Origin of the sequence: Rhodococcus sp. SORGH_AS_0301 (genome assembly GCF_030818285.1) — a bacterium.
Lineage (GTDB): Bacteria > Actinomycetota > Actinomycetes > Mycobacteriales > Mycobacteriaceae > Rhodococcoides.
Genome location: NZ_JAUTAC010000002.1, coordinates 3,766,588 through 3,791,127 on the forward strand (window position 1 = coordinate 3,766,588; position 24,540 = coordinate 3,791,127).

The 24,540-nt window shown below is 68.7% G+C and carries 23 protein-coding genes and 1 pseudogene; 9 read left to right on the top strand and 15 right to left on the bottom strand.

The features are described from left to right. Positions 1-156: 156 nt before the first annotated feature. On the top strand, positions 157-972 hold the full coding sequence (locus QE397_RS18455) for an HAD-IB family hydrolase (protein WP_027506702.1): 816 nt from the start codon (positions 157-159) through the stop codon (positions 970-972). A gap of 376 nt (positions 973-1,348) precedes the next feature. On the opposite strand, the gene QE397_RS18460 is transcribed toward QE397_RS18455, so the two are convergent. The 5 genes and pseudogenes from QE397_RS18460 to QE397_RS18480 all read right to left on the bottom strand — a co-directional run bounded on the left by QE397_RS18460 (position 1,349) and on the right by QE397_RS18480 (position 7,376). Continuing rightward, complete coding sequence (locus QE397_RS18460) at positions 1,349-2,101, bottom strand: hypothetical protein (protein WP_056443385.1); 753 nt, start codon at positions 2,099-2,101, stop codon at positions 1,349-1,351. 21 nt (positions 2,102-2,122) lie between these two features. Next, positions 2,123-3,811, bottom strand: a complete 1,689-nt coding sequence (locus QE397_RS18465) for an ABC transporter ATP-binding protein (protein WP_373425257.1) — start codon at positions 3,809-3,811, stop codon at positions 2,123-2,125. A 5-nt stretch (positions 3,812-3,816) separates the two neighbouring features. Next, positions 3,817-4,743 carry an ABC transporter permease gene (locus tag QE397_RS18470; protein ID WP_051613564.1) on the bottom strand — a complete coding sequence of 309 codons (927 nt, stop codon included), beginning with the start codon at positions 4,741-4,743 and terminating at the stop codon, positions 3,817-3,819. A 5-nt stretch (positions 4,744-4,748) separates the two neighbouring features. After that, the gene (locus QE397_RS18475) at positions 4,749-5,672 is read right to left on the bottom strand and encodes an ABC transporter permease (RefSeq protein ID WP_027506699.1); all 924 of its coding nucleotides are present in this window, start codon (positions 5,670-5,672) and stop codon (positions 4,749-4,751) included. A gap of 86 nt (positions 5,673-5,758) precedes the next feature. Further along, a pseudogene (locus tag QE397_RS18480) lies at positions 5,759-7,376 on the bottom strand (ABC transporter substrate-binding protein). 429 nt (positions 7,377-7,805) lie between these two features. On the opposite strand from QE397_RS18480, the gene acs reads away from it, so the two are divergent. Next, positions 7,806-9,773 (top strand): acetate--CoA ligase, encoded by a 1,968-nt coding sequence (gene acs, locus QE397_RS18485; protein ID WP_307096603.1) that lies wholly within the window; start codon positions 7,806-7,808, stop codon positions 9,771-9,773. Between the two features lie 69 nt (positions 9,774-9,842). On the opposite strand, the gene QE397_RS18490 is transcribed toward acs, so the two are convergent. Continuing rightward, the gene (locus QE397_RS18490; RefSeq protein WP_222647594.1) at positions 9,843-11,135 is read right to left on the bottom strand and encodes an MFS transporter; all 1,293 of its coding nucleotides are present in this window, start codon (positions 11,133-11,135) and stop codon (positions 9,843-9,845) included. A gap of 356 nt (positions 11,136-11,491) precedes the next feature. On the opposite strand from QE397_RS18490, the gene QE397_RS18495 reads away from it, so the two are divergent. Then, complete coding sequence (locus QE397_RS18495; protein ID WP_222633335.1) at positions 11,492-12,022, top strand: phage holin family protein; 531 nt, start codon at positions 11,492-11,494, stop codon at positions 12,020-12,022. Positions 12,023-12,046: 24 nt separating this feature from the next. Beyond that, positions 12,047-13,021, top strand: a complete 975-nt coding sequence (locus QE397_RS18500; protein ID WP_307096605.1) for an alpha/beta fold hydrolase — start codon at positions 12,047-12,049, stop codon at positions 13,019-13,021. On the opposite strand, the gene QE397_RS18505 is transcribed toward QE397_RS18500, so the two are convergent. The 6 genes from QE397_RS18505 to nth form a co-directional block, all read right to left on the bottom strand. Further along, a complete protein-coding gene (locus tag QE397_RS18505) occupies positions 13,009-14,034 on the bottom strand; it encodes an Rv1355c family protein (RefSeq protein WP_307096607.1) in 1,026 nt (341 codons plus the stop codon). The genes QE397_RS18500 and QE397_RS18505 overlap by 13 nt on opposite strands. A 16-nt stretch (positions 14,035-14,050) precedes the next feature. After that, positions 14,051-15,178 (bottom strand): GGDEF domain-containing protein, encoded by a 1,128-nt coding sequence (locus QE397_RS18510; protein WP_156380588.1) that lies wholly within the window; start codon positions 15,176-15,178, stop codon positions 14,051-14,053. A 251-nt stretch (positions 15,179-15,429) separates the two neighbouring features. Continuing rightward, positions 15,430-16,620 (bottom strand): MarP family serine protease, encoded by a 1,191-nt coding sequence (locus QE397_RS18515; RefSeq protein WP_027506693.1) that lies wholly within the window; start codon positions 16,618-16,620, stop codon positions 15,430-15,432. Beyond that, positions 16,617-17,312, bottom strand: coding sequence for a CoA pyrophosphatase (locus QE397_RS18520; RefSeq protein ID WP_222638942.1), 696 nt, complete (start codon positions 17,310-17,312; stop codon positions 16,617-16,619). Before QE397_RS18520 ends, QE397_RS18515 begins: the two co-directional genes overlap by 4 nt. Further along, positions 17,309-17,974, bottom strand: a complete 666-nt coding sequence (locus tag QE397_RS18525; protein ID WP_307096608.1) for a TlpA disulfide reductase family protein — start codon at positions 17,972-17,974, stop codon at positions 17,309-17,311. Before QE397_RS18525 ends, QE397_RS18520 begins: the two co-directional genes overlap by 4 nt. Beyond that, a complete protein-coding gene (gene nth, locus QE397_RS18530; RefSeq protein WP_307097631.1) occupies positions 17,971-18,657 on the bottom strand; it encodes an endonuclease III in 687 nt (228 codons plus the stop codon). Before nth ends, QE397_RS18525 begins: the two co-directional genes overlap by 4 nt. Before the next feature lie 184 nt (positions 18,658-18,841). Between nth and QE397_RS18535 the strand changes: the two genes are divergently transcribed. Both QE397_RS18535 and QE397_RS18540 read left to right on the top strand, forming a co-directional pair. Then, a complete protein-coding gene (locus QE397_RS18535) occupies positions 18,842-19,114 on the top strand; it encodes a hypothetical protein (RefSeq protein WP_027506689.1) in 273 nt (90 codons plus the stop codon). Positions 19,115-19,264: 150 nt separating this feature from the next. Next, the gene (locus tag QE397_RS18540) at positions 19,265-19,939 is read left to right on the top strand and encodes a Crp/Fnr family transcriptional regulator (RefSeq protein WP_027506688.1); all 675 of its coding nucleotides are present in this window, start codon (positions 19,265-19,267) and stop codon (positions 19,937-19,939) included. Here the strand turns inward: QE397_RS18540 and QE397_RS18545 are convergent. After that, positions 19,936-20,736 carry an MBL fold metallo-hydrolase gene (locus QE397_RS18545; protein WP_056443358.1) on the bottom strand — a complete coding sequence of 267 codons (801 nt, stop codon included), beginning with the start codon at positions 20,734-20,736 and terminating at the stop codon, positions 19,936-19,938. The genes QE397_RS18540 and QE397_RS18545 overlap by 4 nt on opposite strands. A 62-nt stretch (positions 20,737-20,798) precedes the next feature. Between QE397_RS18545 and QE397_RS18550 the strand changes: the two genes are divergently transcribed. After that, a complete protein-coding gene (locus QE397_RS18550) occupies positions 20,799-21,683 on the top strand; it encodes a Gfo/Idh/MocA family protein (protein WP_307096612.1) in 885 nt (294 codons plus the stop codon). Positions 21,684-21,693: 10 nt separating this feature from the next. On the opposite strand, the gene QE397_RS18555 is transcribed toward QE397_RS18550, so the two are convergent. Both QE397_RS18555 and QE397_RS18560 read right to left on the bottom strand, forming a co-directional pair. Continuing rightward, positions 21,694-22,155: a RidA family protein gene (locus tag QE397_RS18555; RefSeq protein WP_027506685.1), complete on the bottom strand. Its 462-nt coding sequence runs from the start codon at positions 22,153-22,155 to the stop codon at positions 21,694-21,696. A 1-nt stretch (position 22,156) separates the two neighbouring features. After that, entirely contained in the window at positions 22,157-22,321 is a 165-nt protein-coding gene (locus QE397_RS18560) for a hypothetical protein (protein ID WP_197027831.1), read from the bottom strand. A 41-nt stretch (positions 22,322-22,362) separates the two neighbouring features. Between QE397_RS18560 and QE397_RS18565 the strand changes: the two genes are divergently transcribed. Together QE397_RS18565 and QE397_RS18570 are read left to right on the top strand one after the other, a co-directional pair. Then, positions 22,363-23,409 (top strand): ArsA-related P-loop ATPase, encoded by a 1,047-nt coding sequence (locus tag QE397_RS18565; RefSeq protein WP_307096615.1) that lies wholly within the window; start codon positions 22,363-22,365, stop codon positions 23,407-23,409. Continuing rightward, complete coding sequence (locus QE397_RS18570; protein ID WP_307096617.1) at positions 23,406-24,530, top strand: ArsA family ATPase; 1,125 nt, start codon at positions 23,406-23,408, stop codon at positions 24,528-24,530. The genes QE397_RS18565 and QE397_RS18570 overlap by 4 nt, the downstream gene beginning before the upstream one ends. Positions 24,531-24,540: the final 10 nt, after the last annotated feature.

Here is a 24,540-nt window from a genome sequence, read left to right on the forward strand (position 1 = left end):
GGTCGGGCTGAACACGCCCGGTTCGAGACCGGGTAGCCGAAATCTTACACCGCCGACCACCCGCACCGACACGGACGACCGTCGGTCCGTCGCGGTCGAAGCAGGTGGAGACCCCGTGACCCGCGATCCACCTCCGGGCACCCTTAGGCTGACGGGGTGAGCACACCCCTCCGCCCGGACGCCCCCGGCCGCGTCGCCGCGTTCTTCGATCTGGACAAGACGATCATCGCCAAGTCCTCGACGCTGGCCTTCAGCAAGCCCTTCTTCGACGGGGGTCTCATCAACCGCCGGAGCGTGCTCAAGAGCAGCTACGCGCAGTTCCTGTTCCTGGTGTCGGGCGCGGATCACGACCAGATGGAACGGATGCGCATCCACATCGCCAACATGTGTACCGGCTGGGACGTCGAGCAGGTCCGAGCCATCGTCGCCGAGACGTTGCACGACATCGTCGATCCGCTGGTCTTCGCCGAGGCTGCCGACCTCATCGCCGACCACAAGCTGCGCGGCCACGACGTCGTCATCGTCTCGGCCTCCGGCGAGGAGGTCGTGGCGCCCATCGCGGAGGCTCTGGGCGTGGACCACGACATGGGTACCCGGATGGCCGTCGAGGACGGCAAGTACACGGGCGAGCTCTCGTTCTACTGCTACGGGCCCGGCAAGGTCACCGCCATGGAGGAGTTGGCCGAGCGCGAGGGATACGACCTGTCTCGGTCCTACGCCTACTCGGACTCGATCACCGATCTGCCGATGCTCGACGCGGTCGGACATCCCACCGCGGTGAACCCGGATCGAGGCCTGCGCCGCGAGGCGTCGGCCAGGGGATGGCCGATCCTCACGTTCTCCGACCCGGTCTCGCTGCGCGCCCGGTTCCAGGCCCCGTCGTCGGGCACGGTGGCCGGCATGGCCGCCGTCTCGTTCGGCGCCCTGGCCGCGGGCGCCGCGACGTACACGCTGCTGCGTCGGCGACGCTGAATCGATCGGGTTCGCGAAACCCTTGCTGTGGCGCGAGTCACAGAGTACAAATGGTCTTACGGGAAGACGGAAGGCCAAGAGCGGGCCGGAAGAGAAGGATCGCTCTCCCAGCCGGGCTTTCCCCAGCACGACCGATCAGTACCCACGCGTAGCGCGCCGCTATGATGGCACAAGCGTTGTGGGCCTGCGAAAGTCGCGCATCAGGGATGAGAACTTCGCACTGGTTGCGGACACGAGTCCCGGGCGCACGATTTCCCGCCGAGGCCTCGCGGAGTCCGCTCCGCCGCAACCCACTCTGCACGCCTGGTAACCGACGTTCGTGCTGACGGGCGACGTCGTCGAGGTGAGAACTCGGCAGCGTCGCCCGTTTCATGCGTCAGACGGAGTTGTCCGCGATGGTGGTCGCCTCGGCTGCTCCGGCCTCGAAGGTGCCGCAGCACAACAGCACCCAGCTCCCCACGCCCTGCTCGGTGCCGCGGGCGAAACCGTCGGCGCCGGTGCGGTACGCGGCGAGCCGCTTCGCCCAACTGATCTCCGGGACACCGAGATTGTGGGGGTCGAAGCCCGTGGACACGGCCACCAGCCGCGAGGCCGCCCGGGCCACGATGCCGTCGGCCGTGCCGAACGGCTTCAGCGCCAACAGTTCTCCGTGCACCACGGCGGCCAGCACCGGGGCGGGCGCCTTCGTGGCGCCGGTCACGAGATCGGCCAGGAACGCGAGGCGGTCGGCTGCGTCCGCACGGGGTCGTCCGAGATCGTCCTGTGTCGTCGCCAGGTCCGCGGCGGCCAGGAGGTGCAGCCTCGCCAGCGCCTGCAGCGGCGCCCGTTGCCAGACGCCCACCATGATCGGCAGGGAGTCGCCGTCGAGAGCCTGGGCCACCCGGAGCGCGCCGGCGAGCAGGGGCGGGGCGGCCTCACCGTCCTCGGGCATCGCCGTGGAGGACCCCTCCATCGCGGCGGAGGCCCGCGCGGCCCGGACCGCCGCCTCGGCTGCCGTCGCCTTCCATCCGCGCCGGTTGGCCTTGTGCCGGTGCACCTCGCCCAGCGCGTTCCGCGCCCGCTCGGCGGCGTCGCGCACCCCCTCGAGCTCCAGGATCGGGCCGAGGGGATCTGTGGCTGAGCTGGTCATCCGGTCAGGCTATCGGTGGTCCTACGTCGCGGTGGATCCGGCGTTCCGCTCGGCAGCCATCAACTCGGCACGCTCGCGGCGCCGGACGGCCTGCTGCTCCGGGTCGGGAACGGGCACCGCGGCGAGCAGCCGCTTCGTGTACGGGTCGGCCGGCGAGCGCAGGATGGTGTCGGTCCGATCGAACTCCACCAGCTTGCCCGCACTCATGACGGCGATGCGGCGAGCCAGCACCTCCACCACGGCGAGGTCGTGGCTGATGAACAGGCATGCGAAGCCGTACTCCCGCTGCAGCTCCTGGAAGAGCTCGAGCACCTTGGCCTGTACGGACACGTCGAGCGCGGACGTCGGCTCGTCGGCGACGAGGAGGGTGGGTTCGAGAGCCAGGGCGCGGGCGATGCCGACACGCTGGCGCTGACCACCCGACAGCTGATGCGGGTAGCGGTTGCGCATGTCCCGCGACAGGTGCACCTGATCGAGCAACTCCTCGATCTTGGTGTTGCGCTGACCACGGTCCATCTCGGTGTGCAGCAACATCGGCTCGCCGATCGACTGGCCGATGGGCCACCGCGGGTTCAGCGACGAACCCGGATCCTGGAACACGATGCCGACCTTGCTGCGCACCGGACGCAGGTCGCGGGTCGACATCGACGTGATGTCCGTTCCGGCGATGGACAACGACCCCGAATGCAGCTTGAGCAGGCCGACGGCTGCCTTGCCGATGGTCGACTTGCCCGATCCGGACTCACCGACCAGACCGACCACCTCGCCCGGCTCGATGGTGAGGCTGACACCGTCGACCGCGCGGAAGCCACCGGAGCGACGCGAACCCGGGTACTCGATGACGGCGTCGACGAGTTCGAGCGCGTACCGCACGTCGGGGGTGTCGTCGGTGCCCGCCTGCCCGGTCCGGGAACCGAGGTGGGGCACGGAGGCCAGGAGTTCGCGGGTGTAGGCGTGATCGGGACGATGGAAGATGTCGCCGGAGGTGCCCTGCTCGACGATGTCGCCACCGCGCATGACGAGGATGCGGTCGGCCATGTCGGCGACCACGCCCATGTCGTGGGTGATGAGCAGGATCGCCGCGTCGACCCGACCGCGGAGGTCGCGCATGAGCTGCAGGATCTCGGCCTGCACGGTCACGTCGAGTGCCGTGGTCGGCTCGTCCGCGATGAGCACGGACGGCTCGGATGCCAACGCCTGGGCGATCATCGCGCGCTGGCGCTGGCCACCGGACAACTGGTGGGGGTAGTACTTGACGCGCTTCTCCGGCTCCGGCATCTCGACGAGCCGCAGCAGCTCGATGACACGGTCCTTGGCCTGCGCCTTGCTGAGCTCGCTGTGCGCGCGGATGGCCTCGGTGATCTGCCACCCGATGGTGTAGACGGGGTTCAGAGCCGTCATCGGCTCCTGGAAGATCACGGCGATGTCCTTGCCGCGCACCGAGTTCAGCTCACGTTCCTTCAGGCCGATCAGTTCGCGACCGTTGAGCGTGATGCTGCCGCTCACGCGGGCGTTGTCGGCCAGCAGGCCGGGCACCGCCATGGCGGTGGTGGACTTACCCGAGCCCGATTCGCCGACGATGGCGAGGATTTCACCGCGAGCGAGGTCGAACGAGACGTTCCGTACGGCTGTACGCCACGTCTTGTCGACTTCGAAGTCGATCGTCAGATCCGAGACTCCGAGAATCGGGCCGGTCTTGTCGTCACTCATGTCCGTCAGCTCCGTTTCGGGTCGAGCGCATCTCGCAGCGCATCGCCCATGAGGATGAAGGCCAGCACGGTCACCGACAGGAACCCGGCGGGGAAGAGCACCAGGTGCGGCGAGGTGGAGATGTAGTTCTGGCCGAGGTTGATCTGCAGGCCCCACGAGATCGCCGGCAACTGCAGCCCGATACCCAGGTAGGACAGCGTGGCCTCGGCCGCGATGAACGTGCCGACGGCGATGGTCGCGTACACGAGCACGGGTGCGAGGGCGTTGGGCAGGATGTGGCGGACCAGGATGCGGAACGTACTCGCGCCCAGTGCCTGTGCGGCCTGCACGTACTCGCTCTGCTTGATCGAGATGACCGACGAGCGGACCAATCGCATGGCCGTCATCCACCCGAAGGCGATGAGGGCCAGCGCCACCGTGGTGACGGTCCGCTCACTGGTGACGGTGAGCAGGACCAGCGCGCCGAGCAGGAGCGGGATGCCGAAGAAGATGTCGGTGAAGCGGGCGAGCAGGCTGTCGAGCACGCCGCCGAAGTACCCGGCGAGCGCGCCGATCAGGACGCCGATGATCAGCACGCCGATGACGGCGAGCAGTCCGATGGTCAGCGAGATGCGGGCGCCGTAGATGACGTTGGCGTAGTAGTCACATCCCTGCAGGTCCGTTCCGAACCAGTGCTCGGAGCTCGGCGAGAGCCGGGTGTCCGACAGGTCGCAGGCGCGCGGATCGATCCCGCGAGCGAACAGCTGGGGCACCACGGCCATCAGGACCAGCACCGCGGTGATGACGGCACCGAACCAGAAGAAAACGCTGCGCCGCAGCTTCTTCCACGCGTTACCCCACAGGCTCGCCTGGCCGACCAGCTCCTGTGCCTCACCGGTCACGACGTTGCCCGGCTCGCCCTCGGCGGCGACATGCTGTGCATCGTTGGTCATAGCGCCTACTCGTATCGAATTCGGGGATCGAGGAGCGCGTAGAGCACGTCCACGACGAGGTTGAAGAAGATGTAGAAGAAGACCATCAGCGTGACGATGCCGACGACCACCGCGCCTTCCTGACGCTGCACGGCGTCGAAGATCGCGCGTCCGAGGCCCGGCAGGTTGAACACCGACTCGGTGACGATGGCGCCGCCCAGCAACGCACCGATGTCCGCGCCGATGAACGTCACGACGGGAATCATGCTGTTGCGCAGTGCGTGACGCAGGACGATGCGCCGGTACCCCACGCCCTTGGCGCGGGCGGTGCGGATGTAGTCCGCCGCCATGGCCTCCGACACCGCGGACCGCGTGAGACGCGCGACGTACGCCATGGACAGCGACGCCAGGACCAGGCCGGGCAGCAGGTAGCTGTACCACCCGTCGTTGATACCCGCGATGGGGAACAGGTCGAACTTGTAGCCGAAGAGGTACTGGGCGACGAAGCCGAAGACGAACACGGGAACCGACACCAGCAGCGTCGTCGACACCAGCACGAGGTTGTCGAAGAAGGAGTTGCGGCGCAGACCGGAGAGCACACCGGCCGCGATGCCGATGACGGCCTCGAAGACGATGGCCACGATGGTCAGCCGCACCGTCACCGGAAGACGCTGGGAGATGGTGTCGAGCACCGGGCGCCCGGCGAAGTCGGTACCGAAGTCACCCTGCAGGAGCCCGCCGACGTACTTGACGTACTGCACCAGGAACGGGTCGTCGAGGTTGTACTGCGCACGCAACTGCGCGACGACGGCCGGGGCGAGCGGGCGATCGCCCGCGAGCGCGCGGATGGGATCGCCGGGAAGGGCGTACACCATCGCGAAGATCAGGAACGAGGCGCCGATCAGGACCGGGATGGTCAACAGCAATCGGCGCGTGATGAAGCGACCCACTGGGTTCTCCTCTTCGGGGTCTCACGGTTCACGCGTCGGTGGGGCGCCCTGCGTCTGCACGGCGCCCCACCGAGTCGAGAGAGAGGTCAGCTGACCGTGACGTCCGCGACCTCGATGTCACCGAACAGGTCGATCTTGACGTTGTCGACCCGCTCGCTCCACACGGCCTGGTTCAGACCGTAGAAGAGCGGAGTGGCCGGCAGGTCGCGGAACAGGATGTCCTCGGCCCGCTGGTACTCGGTCGTCGCGGCGTCGATCGACTCCGCGTTGTTGCCCTGCGAGAGGGCGGCGTCGAACTCCGGGTTGGAGTAGAAGCTGACGTTCGAGCCCGCCGGCGGCAGTGCTGCCGAGCTGTAGACCGGCGACAGGAAGTTGTACAGCGACGGGTAGTCCATGATCCAGCCCGAACGGAACGGACCGGTCATGCCCTGCGCGTCCTGCAGCGGGAGGTACTGCGCGAACTGCAGATCGCCACGGAGCACGTAGTCGACTCCGAGGTTGGTGCGCAGCTGGTTGCCCACGGCGGTCATCCAGGTGTCGTGTGCCGCACCGGCGTTGAACCACAGCTCCACCGGCTGCGACCGGTCGAAGCCGGCCTGGTCGAGCAGCGTGTTGGCCTGAGCGGCGTTCAGCTCGCACTTGGTGCCGCAGGCATCGTCCCGGTAGCCGTCGACGACGGGCGAACCGAAGGAGGTGGCCGGCGTGCGGGTGTTGGTGAAGATGGCCTCGGTGATGGCCTGACGGTCGATCGCCATCGAGAACGCCTCACGCACACGGGGATCCGAGAAACGCGGGTCGTAGGTCGGGAACGCGAGCGAGGTGATGTCGGGGCGAGCGCGCTCGCCGTACCGGTCACCGAACTGGTCACGTGCGGTCGCCCAGGCGTCCGGCGGCAGATCCAGCATGACGTCGAGGCCGCCGGCCTGAACGTCGGTGTAGCCGGTGCTCAGCTCCGTGTAGACCTTGAACTGCACGCCCTGCGACTGTGCCGGGTTCTCACCCTTGTAGTCGTCGTACTTGGTCAGGGTGATGCCCTGGCCCTCGACGAAGTCCTCGTCGGCCTTGAAAGGGCCGTTGCCGATGGGACGACGTCCGAAGGCGTCGGGATCGGTGAAGAACGCCTCGGGCAGCGGCGAGAACGCGCTGTAGCCCAGGGTCACCGGGTAGATCGCGAAGGGCTCCTTCAGAGCCACGCGAATCGTGGTGTCGTCCACGGCCTCGAGGCCGGTCATCGTGGTCGCGGTGGGCTCGGCGCCCTCGGCGGCCTGCAGATCGTCGTAAGCCCTGGACGTTCTCGAAGAAGTACGAGGCACCGAAGGCGTTGGTGCTCAGCGCGGTGTAGTTCCACGCATCGACGTAGGACTTCGCGTCGACGGGCGTGCCGTCGTGGAACGTCCAGTCCGGCTTGAGCTTGATCGTCCAGTTCTGCTGGTCGTCGGACTCGACCGACTCGGCGACGCCGGTGTACTCGACCTCGCTGCTCTCGTCGTTGTAGTTCACCAACGGCGTGAACAGGGCCTTGAGGACCTGGTTGCCCTCACTCTCGGTGGTGTTACCGGGAACGAGCGGGTTCTCGGGCTGGCCGATGTACAGGCTGTAGGTGCCCTCGGCGCTCGAGGACCCACCCCCGCCACCACACGCCGCGAGCATGCCCACGGCGGCGATGGCCACCGAGACCACCGCGATCGTCTTCTTGACTCTCAACATGTCCTCCATCGAATCCGGCACGAACAGGGTCGACTGCACGCACCGTCCGCGGGTGGTCCGCGGGTGTCGGGTGGGCCACGGGCGATGACCGGCGTGACCCGGATATTTGCTTGACTTTAGACACACTCACAAAGGTCTGTCGTGCACTCCCCCGAAATCGGAACGACCCGGGTCCGCCCCGAAATACGGACGTAACCTGACAGGACTGGACCTCACCGGTCAGACAGCCTGATGAGAGGCGATTTTGGTGTCTCGTCACCATCCATCGCTGCTGCACACCGCCCGTCGCGCAGAACGCACCTCTCGCCGCACGTCCCGGGTCGCAGCCCTCTGCAACGGTGCGGCGCCGGTCACACGTGACTACCCTCACAGTCGCGACACACCGAACCGACACACCAGCTTTTCCGAGAGGGGCCAGGTACCACGATGACCGAGACCGTGACCGACGACGGCGCGACCAGGGACACGGAATCGGAGCACCCGGTGTCCTATCCCCCGAGTGACGACTTCGTCGCGCAGGCCAACGCCGGATCCGAGCTCTACCAGGCGGCGAAGGACGATCGCCTCGCGTTCTGGGCCGAGCAGGCGAACCGGTTGCACTGGCACACGCCGTTCGAGCAGGTGCTCGACTGGTCGGACGCCCCCGTCGCGAAGTGGTTCGTCGGTGGTGAACTGAACGTCGCCTACAACTGCGTCGACCGGCACGTGGTCGAGGGCCGCGGCGACCAGGTGGCGATCCACTGGGAGGGCGAGCCCGGGGACAGCCGCGAGATCACCTACTCCGACCTCCTCGCCGAGGTCAGCCGCGCCGCGAACGCCTTCACCGATCTCGGGCTCGTCTCGGGTGACCGCGTCGCCATCTACATGCCCATGGTCCCCGAGGCCATCGTCTCGATGCTCGCGTGCGCCCGCCTCGGACTGACCCACAGCGTCGTCTTCGCAGGCTTCTCGTCCTCCGCACTGCGCTCGCGCATCGACGACGCCGAGGCCAAGCTCGTCGTCACCACCGACGGCCAGTGGCGCCGCGGCAAGGCCGCGCCGCTCAAGGACTCGGTCGACGAGGCCGTGGACGGCGCCGCGTCGATCGAGCACGTCCTGGTGGTCAAGCGCACCGACATCGACGTGCAGTGGACCGAGGGCCGCGACCTCTGGTGGCACGACACCGTCGGGTCCGCCTCCCCCGAGCACGAGGCGCAGGCGTTCGACTCCGAGCACCCGCTCTTCATCCTCTACACCTCGGGAACCACCGGTAAGCCGAAGGGCATCATCCACACCTCCGGCGGCTACCTGACGCAGACCGCCTACACGCACCACTACGTCTTCGACCACAAGCAGGGCAAGGACGTCTACTGGTGCACGGCCGACATCGGCTGGGTCACCGGGCACAGCTACATCGTCTACGGCCCGCTGGCCAACGGCGCCACGCAGGTGGTCTACGAGGGCACGCCCAACTCTCCCGACGAGCACCGGCACTGGAACATCGTCGAGAAGTACGGCGTCACCATCTACTACACGGCGCCCACGCTCGTGCGCACGTTCATGAAGTGGGGACGACAGATCCCCGACGCACACGACCTCTCCTCGATCCGCCTGCTCGGCAGCGTCGGCGAACCCATCAACCCCGAGGCGTGGCGCTGGTTCCGCGACGTCATCGGCGCCGGCAGCGCTCCGATCGTCGACACCTGGTGGCAGACCGAGACCGGCGCGATCATGGTCTCGCCGCTGCCCGGCGTCACCGCCACCAAGCCGGGATCGGCCCAGACACCGCTCCCCGGCATCTCGGCCGCCATCGTGGACGACGACGCGAAGATGCTGGGGCCCGGCGGCAACGGGTACCTCGTACTCGACGAGCCGTGGCCGTCGATGCTGCGTGGCATCTGGGGCGACATGGAGCGCTACAAGGACACCTACTGGTCCCGCTACGCCACCGAGGGTTGGTACTTCGCCGGTGACGGTGCGCGCTTCGACGACGACGGCGACCTCTGGGTCCTCGGACGCGTCGACGACGTCATGAACGTCTCCGGTCACCGCATCTCCACCTCCGAGGTGGAGTCGGCTCTGGTGACCCACCCCGGCGTCGCCGAGGCAGCCGTCGTGGGCGCGGCGGACGAGACCACCGGCCAGGGCATCGTCGCCTTCGTCATCCTGCGCGAGGGCATCGAGAACACCGGCGACGCGCTGATCGCCGAGCTGAAGGCTCAGGTGTCGAAGGAGATCTCGCCGATCGCCAAGCCGCGACAGATCACGGTGGTCCCGGAGCTCCCCAAGACGCGCAGCGGAAAGATCATGCGCCGCCTGCTCCGCGACGTCGCCGAGGGCCGGGATCTGGGCGACACCTCGACCCTCGTCGATCCCGCCGTCTTCGACGCGATCGCCAAGGCCGGCCAGAAGTAACCACGCGTCACGCAGAGAGAGGGGCTCGTGCACCGAGTGCACGAGCCCCTCTCTGCTGTCGGCAGTCCGTCAGGACACTGTGTCGAGATCGCGTCCGCGCGTCTCCTTCATGACGACGAGTGCGAACAGCGTCAGTGCCGCGGCGACGGCCAGGTACACGCCCACCCACGCGACGCCGTAGGAGTTCACCAGCCAGGTCGCGATGAACGGCGCCACGGCCGCTCCCAGGATGCTGGCCGTGTTGTAGGAGATACCCGATCCGGTGTAGCGCACGTTGGTCGGGAACAGCTCCGGCAGAACAGCACTCATCGGTCCGAAGGTCAGACCCATCAGCGCCAGGCCGACGCACATGAACAGCAGCATGCGGCTCTCGGTGGCGGACTCGGGAGCAGCGAACCACTTGAACGACAGGCCGAACAGGATGATCGCGGTGGTGATGACGATCAGTGTGATGCGGCGGCCGAACCGATCCGCGAGCCAGCCGGAGACCGGGACGAACGCGGCGAAGAACAACACCGAGATGAGCTGCAGGCCCAGGAAGTCCGTGTAGGCGATGGTCACGGCGACACCGCTGTGATCGACCACCTTGCCGGTGCCGTAGCTGACCACCCACGTCGTCATGACGTAGAACAGTGTGTACGTCGCGAGCATGACGAACGTGCCGAGGATCAGCGGACGCCAGCTGGTCTTGAAGACCTCCGCCACCGGCGTCTTGACGCGCTGGCCGTTGGCCACGGCGCGCTTGAACACCGGTGTCTCCTCGAGCTTGAGTCGCACGTAGAGGCCGATGATCACCATGATCGCGCTCAGCAGGAAGGGCACACGCCATCCCCACGTGAGGAAGGCGTGGTCCGATCCGGACGTCTTGGAGTCGTAGTCCATCGACAACGTCAGGATGAGGAAGATCCCGTTGGCCATCAGGAAGCCGATGGGGGCACCGAGCTGCGGCCACATCGCGGCCCAGGCCCGCTTGCCCTCCTTGGCGGTCTCGGTGGCGAGCAGTGCAGCGCCCGACCACTCGCCGCCCAGGCCGACACCCTGCGTGAAACGCATGAGCGCCAACAACATCGGGGCGATGATGCCCACGCTGTCGTACGTCGGCAGCAGTCCGATGAGGAAGGTCGCGATGCCCATGGTGAGCAGGGACCCCACCAGGGTCGCCTTCCGGCCGATGCGGTCACCGAAGTGTCCGAACAGCACCGAACCGATGGGCCGCGCGACGAAGGCGAGGCCGAACGTCGCGAACGACGCGAGCAGGGCCGTCGTGTCGTTGCCCGCGGGGAAGAACAGTCGGGGGAAGACGAGGACGGCGGCGGTGGCATAGATGTAGAAGTCGAAGAACTCGATGGAGGTTCCGACCATCGAGGCGATCACGATGCGACTGCGAGGTACGCCGTCCACTGCATCGAGATCGGAGTCCGGACCGGCGATGTTCGAACCGTCGGGGTTCGGAACGCGGTCCGCGGAAGTGCTTGTCACGGGTTTCTCCTGTTGGGAGGCGGGTTCGTCAGCAGGAAGTTACCCGACGCATCGTGACGTGAGGGCCGATACCGGCCACTCGGTTCGTGAGTGCTCACCACGCGGGGACCGACGTCCGGCGGGACCGGCCCCGTCCGGCGGCGATAGTGTGAGCCCCGAACGGGTAAGGACATAAGGTTGGCCGGTATCGCCGGACGATCACTGTCGAGCGCGACGAACATCTTCGAAGGGACTTGCACGTGAGCAGCAGCCGAGGCACCGACACGAGCGGTCGGACGACCGCTCCGGCCAGTATCTCCTCGATCCCGCTGACGGACGTCGACAGTCGCAGCAACCCCGCCACGGCCAGCATCGGCACCCTGGTCAAGGACGCGACGACACAGGTCTCCACGTTGGTCCGCGCCGAGGTCGAACTGGCCAAGGCCGAGGTGACCGGCGAGATCAAGAAGGGACTGCAGGGCAGCGTCCTCTTCATCCTCGCGCTCGCGGTCCTGATCTTCAGCTCGTTCTTCTTCTTCTTCTTCCTCGCCGAGCTGCTCAACGTGTGGGTCACGCGGTGGCTCGCGTTCCTCATCGTCTTCCTGATCATGGTGGTCATCACGGCGCTGCTCGCGTTCCTCGGCTACCTCCGGGTGAAGAAGCTGCGCAAGCCCGAGAAGACCATCGACTCGCTGAAGGCGGCCTCCTCGGTGCTGCCGGGCCAGGGCGACGGCGCATCGCCGAAGAAGCCGTTGGACGCGCTCGACGTGCGCGCCCCGCTCTCGCGCTGACACCGCGCCCGCGTACCGACGACAGTGGCCGCACCCGACCCGTCGACCGTCCGATATCCCGGCCCGTGGCAGCACCGCGACATCCGCGCCAACGGCATCCGGTTCCACATCGCCGAGGCGGACACCTCGGCGTCTGCCGACCCGGGACGCCCTGATCCGAGTCGGCCGGCGCCGCTGGTCGTCCTCGTCCACGGCTTCGCCGACCTCTGGTGGTCGTGGCGCCACCAGCTGACCGCTCTCGGCGCCGCCGGCTATCACGCCGTGGCAGTGGATCTGCGGGGCTACGGCGACAGCGACAAGCCGCCTCGCGGCTACGACGGCTGGACCCTCGCCGGTGACATCTCCGGCCTCGTTCGCGCGCTCGGACACTCCGAGGCGGATCTGGTCGGGCACGCCGACGGCGGACTCGTGTGCTGGGCGACCGCAGCGCTGCACCCTCGCGCTGTTCGCTCGATCTCGCTGCTCGCCTCACCGCATCCGATCTCGTTGCGGCGAGCTGCGATACGGGACTCGGCGCAGCGCGCGGCGCTGCTGCCGTCGTTCCTGCGCTACCAGGTTCCGCTCACACCCGAGAATACGCTCGTCGCCGACGACGGTGCCGAGGTGGAGCGACTCGTCCGTGCCCGGTCGTCCGCGCAGTGGCAGTCGTCCACGGAGTTCGGCGACGTCGTGTCGAGGATGCGGTCGGCCGTCCGCATCCCCGGTGTCGCACACAGCACGTTGGAGTATCAGCGCTGGGCGTTCCGCAGCCAGTTCCGTTCCGACGGTCGCCGCTTCCGCGCCGCGATCGACCGGACCGTCGATCTACCGGCGCTGCAGATCCTGGGATCCGCCGACCCGTACGTCCTGCCGACAACGGCGCGCCGCGACTCCCACTGGGCACCGCAGCTCGTGGAGCATCGCGTGACGGGATCGGGGCACTACGTGCACCAGGAACGCCCGGACGAGGTCACCGACGTTCTGCTGCGCCATCTCCGAGCGAGCGGTCAGTCCCTGTAGGGGTCGACGAGGGTGCTCTCGATGATCGCCTCGAGACCGACACGGACGCGTCCCGACGGAGGCGGTGTCCCGCGCCCGAACAACCGCACCACAGCGGCCACCGACGCGCCGCCCAGAGCCACGTCACTCCCCAACTGCGGCCACGTCGACAATGTCGTACCGATGTCCGGCAACGATGCCGCCATGCGCGGCGTGATGCGCTCCATCTCGAGGATGCGCCCCGCCAGTGGCGCCTTCTCCCGCGGCGTCATCCCCGCGACCGCCGCGGCGTCGACGTCGCCGAGCAACCCGTGGAAGTACGGTCGGTCGGGTTCGAGGTCGTAGCGCTCGATGTCGAGCACGCCCCCGTCGCTGGTCTCCATGATCACGGGAATCCCGCGGCGACGGCACTCCTGCCGCACCAACACCTTCGCGTCGATCGAGTCGCACTCCTCGACGACGATGTCGAGGTCGGCGAGAAAGGCGTCCGTGGTCGCCTCGTCGATCCCGGTCGGGAACGTCGTCACCTCGAGGTACGGATCCAGTTCGGCGATGCGGCGAGCCGCCAGCACCGCCTTGTTGACGCCGAGGTCGAACACCGACGCGGGCACACGGTTGAGGTTCGACAGGTCCAGATCGTCGAAGTCGGCCAACCGGAGCTCGCCGCACAGCCCTTCGAGAGCGAGGGTGTGCGCTACCGCGTGGCCGACGCTCAGACCCACGACGCCGACGCGCAGGCGCCGCGCAGCATCCTGCTCGTCCACGGTGATCTTGTTGCGGTTCCGGTCCAGGCGCAGCAACCGGAACCCGCGCGGACCGAGCACCCGCACGAGCGAGCGACGCCAGGGGTAGTGCACCCACCGGGTCGGCTCGTCCAGGAGCTCGGACGACGGAGTGGGCAGCAGTGCGTCGAGCGACTGGAGCTGCTCGGCGGTGGTGTCCAGGATCGCGTCGTCCCCGATCTCGGACATCAGTCGATCGAGAACCTCGTGATCGCCGAGGTCGGTCGGATCCAGGACGCGGTGCTCGCTCATGCTCACTCCTCTGCCGTCACGGGAGGGGTTCCGTCTTGTCGCGGCGCTGCACCGGCGTCAGGGTCGGTGACCACCGGACGACGTCCTCCACCGCGAATGCCACTCGATCGCGGCCCGCCGTCTTCGCCGCGTACAGCGCGCGGTCGGCCGCGTAGGTCAGTCGGTCGAGGGTGGCCTCGACGTCGTTGCCGCCCCTCTCGTCGAACACCACGTTCGCCTGCGCCACTCCGATGCTGACGGTGACGTCGCACGCGGAGCGGACGCTCTCGAGCACCTTCTCCTCGAGCCCCGCGACGGACTTGCTGAGGCCGAGCACCAGGAACTCCTCCCCGCCCAGCCGGGCGACCACCGCGTCCTCGGGAACGTAGGCGGCGATCGCCTCGGCGACCGTGGTGAGCACGACGTCACCGGCCGCGTGACCGCGAGTGTCGTTGACGGACTTGAAGTGGTCGACGTCGACGAGCGAGACGACGATGGCGTCGGACTTCTCCGATGCCTCTGCGAGCATGGCGCTCACCCGCGGCAACATGCCGCGGCGGTTGAGCAGGCCGGTGAGCGGATCGGTGTTCGCCAGGGTCTCGAGGCGGGCTGTCACCGATTCGAGCGAGCTGCGCATGGTGGCGATCAACACCGCCGGCACCACCACGGTGGTGACCGCGGCGCCGGCCGCGACGAACCGCACCGCGCCCTCGGAGCCGTTGATGCTCAGTGCCGTCGCCATGATCACCGCGGCGCCGGTGAGCGAGATCGTGACCTTGGGCGGCGATCCGGACGCCGCGATGGCGGGCACGACGGCCAGCATCGCCGTGACCGCGCGCGACCCCGACGGATCGGCGATCAGATAGGCGGAGATGGCGACGCCGACCATGCCACCCGACCCCAGCACCGTGAACTGCCGGTCGGACAGACGACCGGCACGCAGGGTGATGCCCACGGTGACCACGGTGAACGCGACGATGACGGCCAGGAGCGGCAGCGTGCCCGGCCGCAGGAACGTGGGCTGGAGAATCGCGATGACGAGCAGGGGCAGCGCCCCCGAGGCACTTGCCATGACCGCCTTCGACCGCGTGTCGAAGTAGTTGCCGGCCGCCGTCAGCTGCCGACCGCCGCGGCGGCCCATCCTCGCCTCGTCTCCCGTCGTCACCGTCACCCGTCACATCCCGTGTCCGCGCGCCGCAGACCGTCGGATGATTCCCCGGGAACCGTCGGACCAATCGGACGCACGTCGCGCGCCCCTCGAACAACCCGTGTCGTGATCACCACGTCACGGCGTCGACGTACCCCCATCGATGCTCCCCCCGTCGAGCCGGGGACGCGGAGTACGTCGTCTCCTCGCCACCTTCGTGATCACGGTACGCGGTGCGGGCGCTCCTCGGCGTGACAGCCGATGCATCCTCACCCGACGCAGGATCCCGTACCGGCAGGTTGCCCGTTCTGCAGCCCCGTTGCCACCTCGTCGGCGACTTCTGCTGCGGTCAACACGAATCCGGTATCGGAGTTGTCGACGGCGGCGCCGAAGACGACGCCGAGAACCGTGCCGTCGGTGGCCACCAACGGTCCGCCGGAATTGCCCTGACGGATCGATCCGCGCACGGTGTAGACCTCCCGGTCCACCGTCCCGGTGCGGTAGATGTTCGGCCCGGTGAGGTTCAGTGTCTCGCGCACCCGCGCGGACGATGCCGTGTACGGGCCACCGCCGGGATACCCGAGCACCACCGCGTCGGTTCCCGATTCCGCGCGCCCCGTCGCGAACGGCAGGACGTCGGCGGTCAGATCCGGCACGTTCAGTACCGCGATGTCGACGGCGGGATCGAACAGGACGACCTCCGCGTCGAGCGGGCCGTCCACGGTGTCGACGGCCACCGACGAGGTGCCGGCGACGACGTGCGCGTTGGTGATGACACGGCCCGGCCCGATGACGAAACCGGAGCCCTCGAGCGCCTTCTGGCAGCTCTCGGCGATACCGCGGATCCGCAGCACGCTGTCCTGGAGGTCCGCCGCGATCGGCGACGCCAGCACGCTGGGATCCGGCGGACCGACCTCGGCCACGGGAGTGCGGCCGAAGGGGCCGATGACGTCGGGGAGACCCGACGTGTCGAGCAGAGCCGAGAACTCGTTGGGGATCTCGCGGACCCACTCGGGCGCCACATCGTCCACGGCGCCGAGGATCGACGATCCGCGCACGGCCGCGGCGATCTGCGGTTGCGACGCCGCGGTGAGCGGGACGGCCAGCAACCAGGCCGCGACGAGCACGGCCACCGCCTGCAGACCGGCACCGATGACGCTGTCCACCGAGCGCGCCGCCGGGCTGTGGATCCCGCTGCGCAACGCTCGTCCCAACACCATGCCCGCGATCTCGCCGACGATCACCATGACGACGATGAGGGCGACGCCGACGAGCACGCGCATCCGCCCTTCCTCGACGTGGTCGAGGACGCGCGGTGCGAGCAGGATGCCGGCGACGGCACCGAGGACGACACCGAAGAAGGCGAAGGCGGACGCGACCGCGCCCTGCCGCCACCCCGACGACGCGGCGAGCAACGCCACCAGTGCCACACCGATGTCGAGCCAGGTCGATCCCGTCACGGGTGCAACTCCTCACCGACGGCGGCGAGCGACGTCTCGAGGTCCCGGACGTCCTCGGTGTCCCAGGGGGCACCCCAGCCCGCCGTCTCGAGGACGCCGGACAGCACTCCGGCCGTGAAACCCCACACGAGCATTCCTCCCACTGCGAACGCCGGGCCCCGATAACCGAGGGGGTGGCGCACCACGAATCTGTTGACCGGATCGAGAAGATCGGTGAGCGGCACGGCGACGACACGCTCCGTCTCGGCGGTGTCCACGACGGACACCTCGCTCGGGACGCGCCAGTACGCGATCACCGGTGTCACCTCGAAGCCCGACGGGGGCACGAAGATGGAGTCGAGCACCGTGAGCGGCTCCACGCCGTCCGGGTCCACCCCGGTCTCCTCCTGCGCCTCCCGCAGAGCGGTGCCGACGGGTCCGTCGTCGCCGGGATCGGCTGCGCCGCCGGGAAAGGCGACCTGACCGCGATGTTGCCGCAGCGAGGACGCGCGTTGGGTCAGGAGCACCGTGGCGTCGGTGGGCAACTCCGCCGCGTCGGGCCGCCCGCCGAAGAGCACCAGCACCGCGGCCGGTCTGCCCGTCGCCCCGTCCGGTGCGTGGCGGGCGATCACCGGGTTGCTCGCGTCGTCGCGCACGGTGTGCACGGCGGCCAGACGGGACAGCCACGGCGGCGTGCCCGCGTGATCCGTCACGCCGAGACTCCGAGGTGGGTGCGCACGGCGTCCGCGATCTCGTCGACGGAGCGGAACGGCTGCGGGAGAACCGCGGCGACGGATCCGTCGGCGGCGAGCAGCACGCTGACGGGCAACACGGCCGGAGCTCCGACGGCAGCGGCGACGGCAGCGGACGGATCCTGCACGCCGGGTAGTCGGACGCCGTAGTCGGCCAGTCGGGTCAGGGCGTTGCCCTGGCGGGGATCCTCGTGCACCGTCACCACGGTAACGGCACCGCCCGCACGCTCGGCGTACTGCTGCAGATACGGCAGTTCCTCCGCGCACGGGCCGCACCAGTAGGCCCACAGGTTGAGCAGAGTCGGTGTGCCGGTGACGGCCGCACCGAGATCGACCGGCGCTCCGTCGGCCAGGCAGGTGGTGCGCAGACCCGCCAGTGGGCCGGCGGGCGCCGGGGCGCCGGCCGCCGGCACGGGGCACGCGGCGAGCGCGGCCTCGGTGCGCAAGGGGGCCAGCTCCGTGTCCGTCGCGTCGTCGGTGGGCGCCGCGCCGAAAGTGTCGCGGTAGTCGGCGAAGCTCGCCGGTCCCGTCGGATCGTCCCCGCGCGGCCAGATGGCGACGATGAGGGCGACGACCACCACGAGCGCGGCCAGGCTCCACCTCGCCGCGGACGACCTGCTCACGTCTCGATGCCGGCCAGGGCGAGGATGTGGTCCGTCTCCGGCCCCTTCACCAATGCCGCGGCCTTGACGGGGTCGGTCGGCCCCAGCCCGTACGACGGGCAGTCCTTCGCCAGCAGGCAGACACCGCACGCCGGCGTCCGCGAATGGCACACGCGGCGGCCGTGGAAGATCACGCGGTGGGACAGGATCGTCCACTCCTTGCGCGGGATCAGCGCACCGATGGCGTGCTCGACCTTGACCGGATCCTCCTCCTCGGTCCAGGCCCAGCGGCGGACGAGTCGGCCGAAGTGGGTGTCGACGGTGATGCCGGGAATGTCGAACGCATTGCCGAGGACCACGTTGGCCGTCTTGCGCCCGATACCGGGCAGCGTCACCAGCTCCTTCAGCGAGGCGGGAACTCCACCGTCGTACCGCTCGAGGAGCTCGCGGCCCAGCCCGATGAGGGAGTTGGCCTTGTTGCGGTAGAAACCGGTGGACCGGATGTACTCCTCGAGCTCCGTCCGGTCGGCCTCCGCGTAGTCGCGCGCCGACCGGTACTTCGCGAAGAGTGCCGGCGTGGTCTCGTTGACCCTCTTGTCGGTGCACTGCGCGGACAGGATGGTGGCCACCGCGAGCTCGAGCGGGGTGGTGAAGTCCAACTCGCAGTAGACGTGCGGAAAGACCACGCCGAGGTTGCGATTCATCCGGCGTGCCCGGCGCGTGAGCGCGAGGGCGGACTCGTCTCGTTTGCCCACGTGAGAGGGACCGGCGGCTGATTTCTGCACGCCACGACTCTACGGAACGCCCCCGACAGCACGCTCCGGTCGTGTCCGCACCGGTGACCCCGCCGTGTTCTTTTCGAGACGTCGACAGTGTTTACTCCTCGGTATGCAAGCACTCGCTGTGGTTCTGTTCCCGGTCTTGCTGATGCTGTTCGCCCTCGCCATGGAGCGATTCGAGGCGCGGCTGAACCGCGCAGGAGTCCGCGAGCAGGAGGTTCAGGAATTCCTGGACGCCGCCAGTTCCGCCGAGGTCGCCACCCTGGCCGCGGAAGGCTTCCCGAACGCCCTCGCACGGTTCCGCACCCGACGTCGCCGCGGTGGCGACGTCATGGAGGAGGACGTCGCTCTTCTCGACGACAGGGCACGCCGCGCCAGCTGAGCACCCGCCGACACGGCCCCCGGTCCGACGCCGACGCGTCGAGGGTGGCTGTGATCACTCCTGTGGCCGCCCGGCGACGTAGACTCCGACCGGACACATGAAGACGACACATTCGTAGATCTGCCGATCTTTCAGGGCAAGGGAGTACACGTGGACGAGGTACTGGCACGAGCCGGCATCTTCCAGGGGGTCGAGCCGTCTGCGGTGTCGGCGCTGACCAAGCAGCTGCAACCGGTCGATTTCCCGCGTGGCCACGTGGTCTTCAACGAGGGTGAGCCCGGCGATCGGCTGTACATCATCGTCAGCGGCAAGGTGAAGCTCGGCCGCCGCTCCCCCGACGGTCGCGAGAACCTCCTGACCATCATGGGTCCGTCCGACATGTTCGGTGAGCTCTCGATCTTCGATCCCGGCCCCCGCACCTCCACCGCCACCACGGTCACCGAGGTGCGCGCGGTGAGCATGGATCGCGACGCCCTGAAGGCCTGGATCGATCAGCGCCCCGAGATCGCCGAGCAGCTGCTCCGGGTGCTCGCCCGCCGGTTGCGTCGTACCAACAACAGCCTGGCCGACCTCATCTTCACCGATGTTCCCGGCCGCGTCGCCAAGGCACTGCTGCAGCTCGCACAGCGTTTCGGCACCCAGGAGGCCGGCTCGCTGCGCGTCGTCCACGACCTCACGCAGGAGGAGATCGCTCAGCTCGTCGGCGCCTCTCGCGAGACCGTGAACAAGGCGCTCGCCGACTTCGCGCACCGCGGCTGGCTCCGCCTCGAGGGCAAGAGCGTGCTCATCTCCGACTCCGAGCGACTCGCCCGGCGCGCACGCTAACCGCGCAGATACGTCAGCTGGGCCTTGACCGACATCCGCGCCGCGGGCCACAGCTTCTTGTCGACGTCCGCGTAGACGTGACGCACCACCTTCAGAGGGGTGGCGTCGGGTCCGAGGACGTCGAGCGCTGCCCGCACCTGGTCGAGTCTCTGTTCGCGATGGGCCCGGTAGGCGCGGGCGAGCACCGCGGTGTCGGGCTGGTCCGGCCCGTGGCCGGGCAGCGCGACGCGTCCCTCACCGAGTTGCTCCAGTCGGTCGAGTGAGGCCAGGTAGTCACCGAGATCCCCGTCCTTCCCGTCCAGGACGGTCGATCCGGCACCGAGGATGGTGTCCCCGGTCAGCACCGCGTCGTCGAGGACCAGGCTGACGGAATCGGCGGTGTGGCCCGGTGTCGCCGCGACGGTGAGTTCCACCCCGGCGGCCGCGATCACCTCGCCGTCCACCAGCGGCGCGGCGTCACCTCGGAGGTACGTGGACGTGACCGCGCGCACCGGCGCGGACGTCGACCGGTGCAGTCGGGCGATACCGCCGGTGTGATCGTGATGGCGGTGGGTGATCAGGATCAGCGCCACGCGTCCCTGCGCCGCGATGCGGTCGACGTGCGACCGGGAGCGCGGGCCCGGATCGACCACGATGCACTGCTCGTGCCCCGGGGCTCGCAGAATCCACGTGTTCGTGCCGTCCAGCGTCATCTTCCCGGGGTTCTCGGCCAGGAGGACGGACGCGGTCGACGTCACGCGCCGCAGCCGTCCGTACGCGGGGTGCTTCTCCGATGCCGTGGGATCCTTCTCCGCCATGCGACCACTGTGCCAGCCGACGGAGGTTCGGTGCCGACCGGGACAGAACCTAGGCTCGCACCATGAGAATCGGTCTGATCGGTGCCGGACCCTGGGCTCGTCAGGCCGCGGCACCCGCACTCACCGCGCATCCCGACATCGAGTTCGCCGGCATCTGGGCCCGCCGTCCCGACGCCGCGGCACAGACGGCTCCCGAGGTGCCGTACGTCGACGACGTCGATGCACTGATCGACTCCGTCGACGCCGTCGCGTTCGCGGTACCCCCCGAGGTGCAGTTCGATCTCGCCCATCGGGCGGCTGCCGCGGGTCGACATGTGTTGTTGGACAAGCCGATCGCCGGTTCTGCGGCGGATGCGGCCACTCTCGTGGCCGCGATCGACGAGGCCAAGGTCTCGTCGATGGTCACGCTGACGCGTCGCTTCGCACCCGAGACCCGAGCATTCCTCGACGCCGTGCGCGACACGGAGGTCGCGACCGTGACGGCGACCTGGCTGTCCGGCGCCCTGCTCGGCGGCGAGTACGCCGGCTCGACGTGGCGGCAGGAGGGCGGCGCCCTCATGGACGTCGGCCCGCACGTTCTCGATCTCGCGATGGAGGTGCTCGGACCGGTCGAGTCCGTGGCGTGGGCGAGGCGTGACGACGCGTCCGACACGTGGTCGCTGGCTCTGCAGCACGGGAGCACAGCCGGAGTCCGGACGAGCCTGGTGACGCTGTCCATGCGGACGCCTGTGCGCCCGTCGGTGCTGCGGGTCGGCGCGAGCGGACCGGGCGGCCTGGTCGAGTTGTCGGACCGCACCACGCCACCCGACCGGTGTTACGCGGTACTGCTCGACGAGTTCCTGGAGTCCGTCCGGACCGGTACCCGCCACGAGTGCTCGGCACATCGCGGACTCGCTCTGCAGCGCGTCATCGAGCAGTGCCGGACCCTCGTGGCGAGCGGTCGGTGACGCACACCCGTCAGGCGGGTGCGACCTCGACGATCATCTCCACCTCGACGGCTGCGCCCAGGGGCAGCTCGGCGACTCCGACAGCCGACCGAGCGTGGATGCCGGCGTCGCCGAACAGCTCCCCGAGCAGGTTCGACGCACCGTTGATCACGCCGGGCTGACCGGTGAATCCCGGTGCCGACGCGACGAATCCGACGACCTTGACGATGCGGACCACGGAGTCGATGCCGACCAGCGCGTCGATCGCGGCCAGTGCGTTCAACGCACAGACGCGGGCGGCGGCGGTCGCGTCCTCGGCCGACACCTCGGCCCCGACCTTGCCGGTGGCGGTCAGCGCGCCGTCCACCATGGGCAGCTGACCCGAGGTGAAGACGTGATCTCCCGACCGCACCGCGGGAACGTAGGACGCGACCGGCGGCACGACGGGCGGAAGGGTCAGCCCGAGCTCGGCGAGCTTCTCCGTCACACCCATGTCAGCTCTTCGGGCGCTTGAAGTAGGCGACCAGGTTCTCGCCGGTGGGGCCGGGCATGACCGTGACCAGCTCCCAGCCGTCGGCACCGAAGTTGTCGAGGATGGCCTTGGTGTTGTGGATCAGCAGGGGTGCGGTGAAGTATTCCCACGTCGTCGATGCGCTCATGGCAGGAGCCTATAGCGCACCGGGTCAGTAAGGTCGAGGACGTGTCGGAGACAGCAGGTGCGACGTCGCACCCCACCGGATCGTCCCCTCAGGCGGAGCGAGGATGGCCGCCCGAAGCGGACCGCGCTCGACTGCACTTCGTCTCGGGCAAGGGTGGGACGGGCAAGAGCACCGTCGCCGCCGCGCTCGCCCTGGCCCTCGCCGCAGGTGGGCGCAAGGTTCTACTGGTCGAGGTCGAGGGACGCCAGGGCATCGCCCAGCTCTTCGACGTCCCCCCGCTGAGCCCGGTGGACACCAAGGTGGCCTCCGCCGACGGCGGTGGTGAGGTGTACGCGCTGGCCATCGACATCGAGACCGCGTTCCTCGAGTACCTCGACATGTTCTACAACCTCGGCTTCGCCGGCCGGGCGATGCGGCGGGTGGGAGCCATCGAGTTCGCCACCACCATCGCCCCCGGTCTGCGCGACGTACTCCTCACCGGCAAGGTGAAGGAGCGTGCGGTCCGCACCGAGAAGAACGGTCGGCTGCTCTACGACGAGATCGTCGTCGACTCGCCGCCGACGGGGCGGATCGGGAGCTTCCTGGACGTGACGACGGCGATGCGCGACCTCGCCAAGACCGGCCCGGTGCGATCGCAGAGCGAGGGTGTGGTGAAGCTGCTCCACTCCGAGCAGACACTGGTGCACCTGGTGACGCTGCTCGAGGCGCTGCCGGTGCAGGAGACCGCCGATGCTGCTGCGGAACTCGCAGCGGCCGATCTCCGACTGGGCACCGTGGTCGTCAACCGCACCGAGGAGTCGTTCCTTCCGGCGGAGGCGCTCGCCGAGGCGGCCTCCGGGAACCTCGACGCCGCCGCGATCGAGAAGAAACTCGCCGATGCCGGAATCACGCTGTCGGAGGACGACTTCGCCGGCCTGCTGACCGAGTCCATCGAGCACGCGTCGAGGCTCGCGGCCCAGCGCGAGAGCCAACAGCGTCTCGGTGACCTCGCGGTGCCGCGCCTGACGCTCCCGGCTCTGGCCGACGGCATGGACCTCGGCGGACTGTACGAGCTCGCCCACCACCTCACGGAACAGGGAGTGCGATGAGCACCGTTCCCACTCTCGACATCGGGTCCATCCTGACCGATCCGTCGTCGCGGATCGTCGTGTGCTGCGGCTCCGGCGGTGTCGGCAAGACCACCACCGCGGCGTCGATGGCGTTGCGGGCAGCCGAGAACGGGCGCCGGGTAGTCGTGCTGACGATCGATCCCGCACGGCGCCTGGCCCAGGCTCTCGGCGTGGGCGAGCTGGACAACACTCCGCAGCCGGTCGCCCTCGGGCCCGACGCCACCGGCGAACTGCACGCGATGATGCTCAACATGCGTCGGACGTTCGACGAGATGGTGATGGAGCACTCGACGCCGGAGAAGGCCCGGCAGATCCTGAACAATTCCTTCTATCAGACTGTGGCGTCGTCCTTCTCGGGGACGCAGGAGTACATGGCGATGGAGAAGCTGGGGCAGCTCGCCGCCAGCGGTGACTGGGATCTCGTGGTCGTGGACACGCCGCCGTCGCGCAACGCGCTGGACTTCCTCGACGCCCCACAGCGTCTGGGGTCGTTCCTCGACGGTCGCATGATCAAGCTGCTGATGGCCCCGGGTCGCGGGCTGGGCCGAGTGGTCACCGGCGCCGTGGGTCTCGCGATGCGCGGCGTCTCGTCCATCGTCGGCAGCCAGATGCTCTCCGACGCTTCCGCTTTCGTGCAGTCGCTGGACTCGATGTTCGGTGGCTTCCGCGAACGTGCGCGCCACACGTACGACCTGCTGCGTCAGGACGGAACCCATTTCGTCGTCGTCGCGGCCGCGGAGCCCGACGCGCTGCGGGAGGCATCCTTCTTCGTCACCCGCCTGTCCGAGGACGGCATGCCGTTGGCTGGACTGGTGCTCAACCGCACGCACCCGACGCTGAGTTCGCTGCCGTCCGACCACGCCGTCACGGCCGCCGACCAGTTGGACGCCGAAGGCACCCCCGATGCCGCTCTGGCCGCGGGAGTGCTTCGCGTGCACGCGCATCGGGCCGTCACCGCGAAGCGCGAGATCGGACTGCTGCGTCGTTTCACCGCCGCTCACCCCCGTGTTCCCGTCGTGGGGGTGCCCTCGCTGCCGTTCGAGGTGTCCGATCTCGACGCACTGCGTGCCGTCGCCGATCAGCTGACCGGCACCGCCTGAGCCTCTGCGC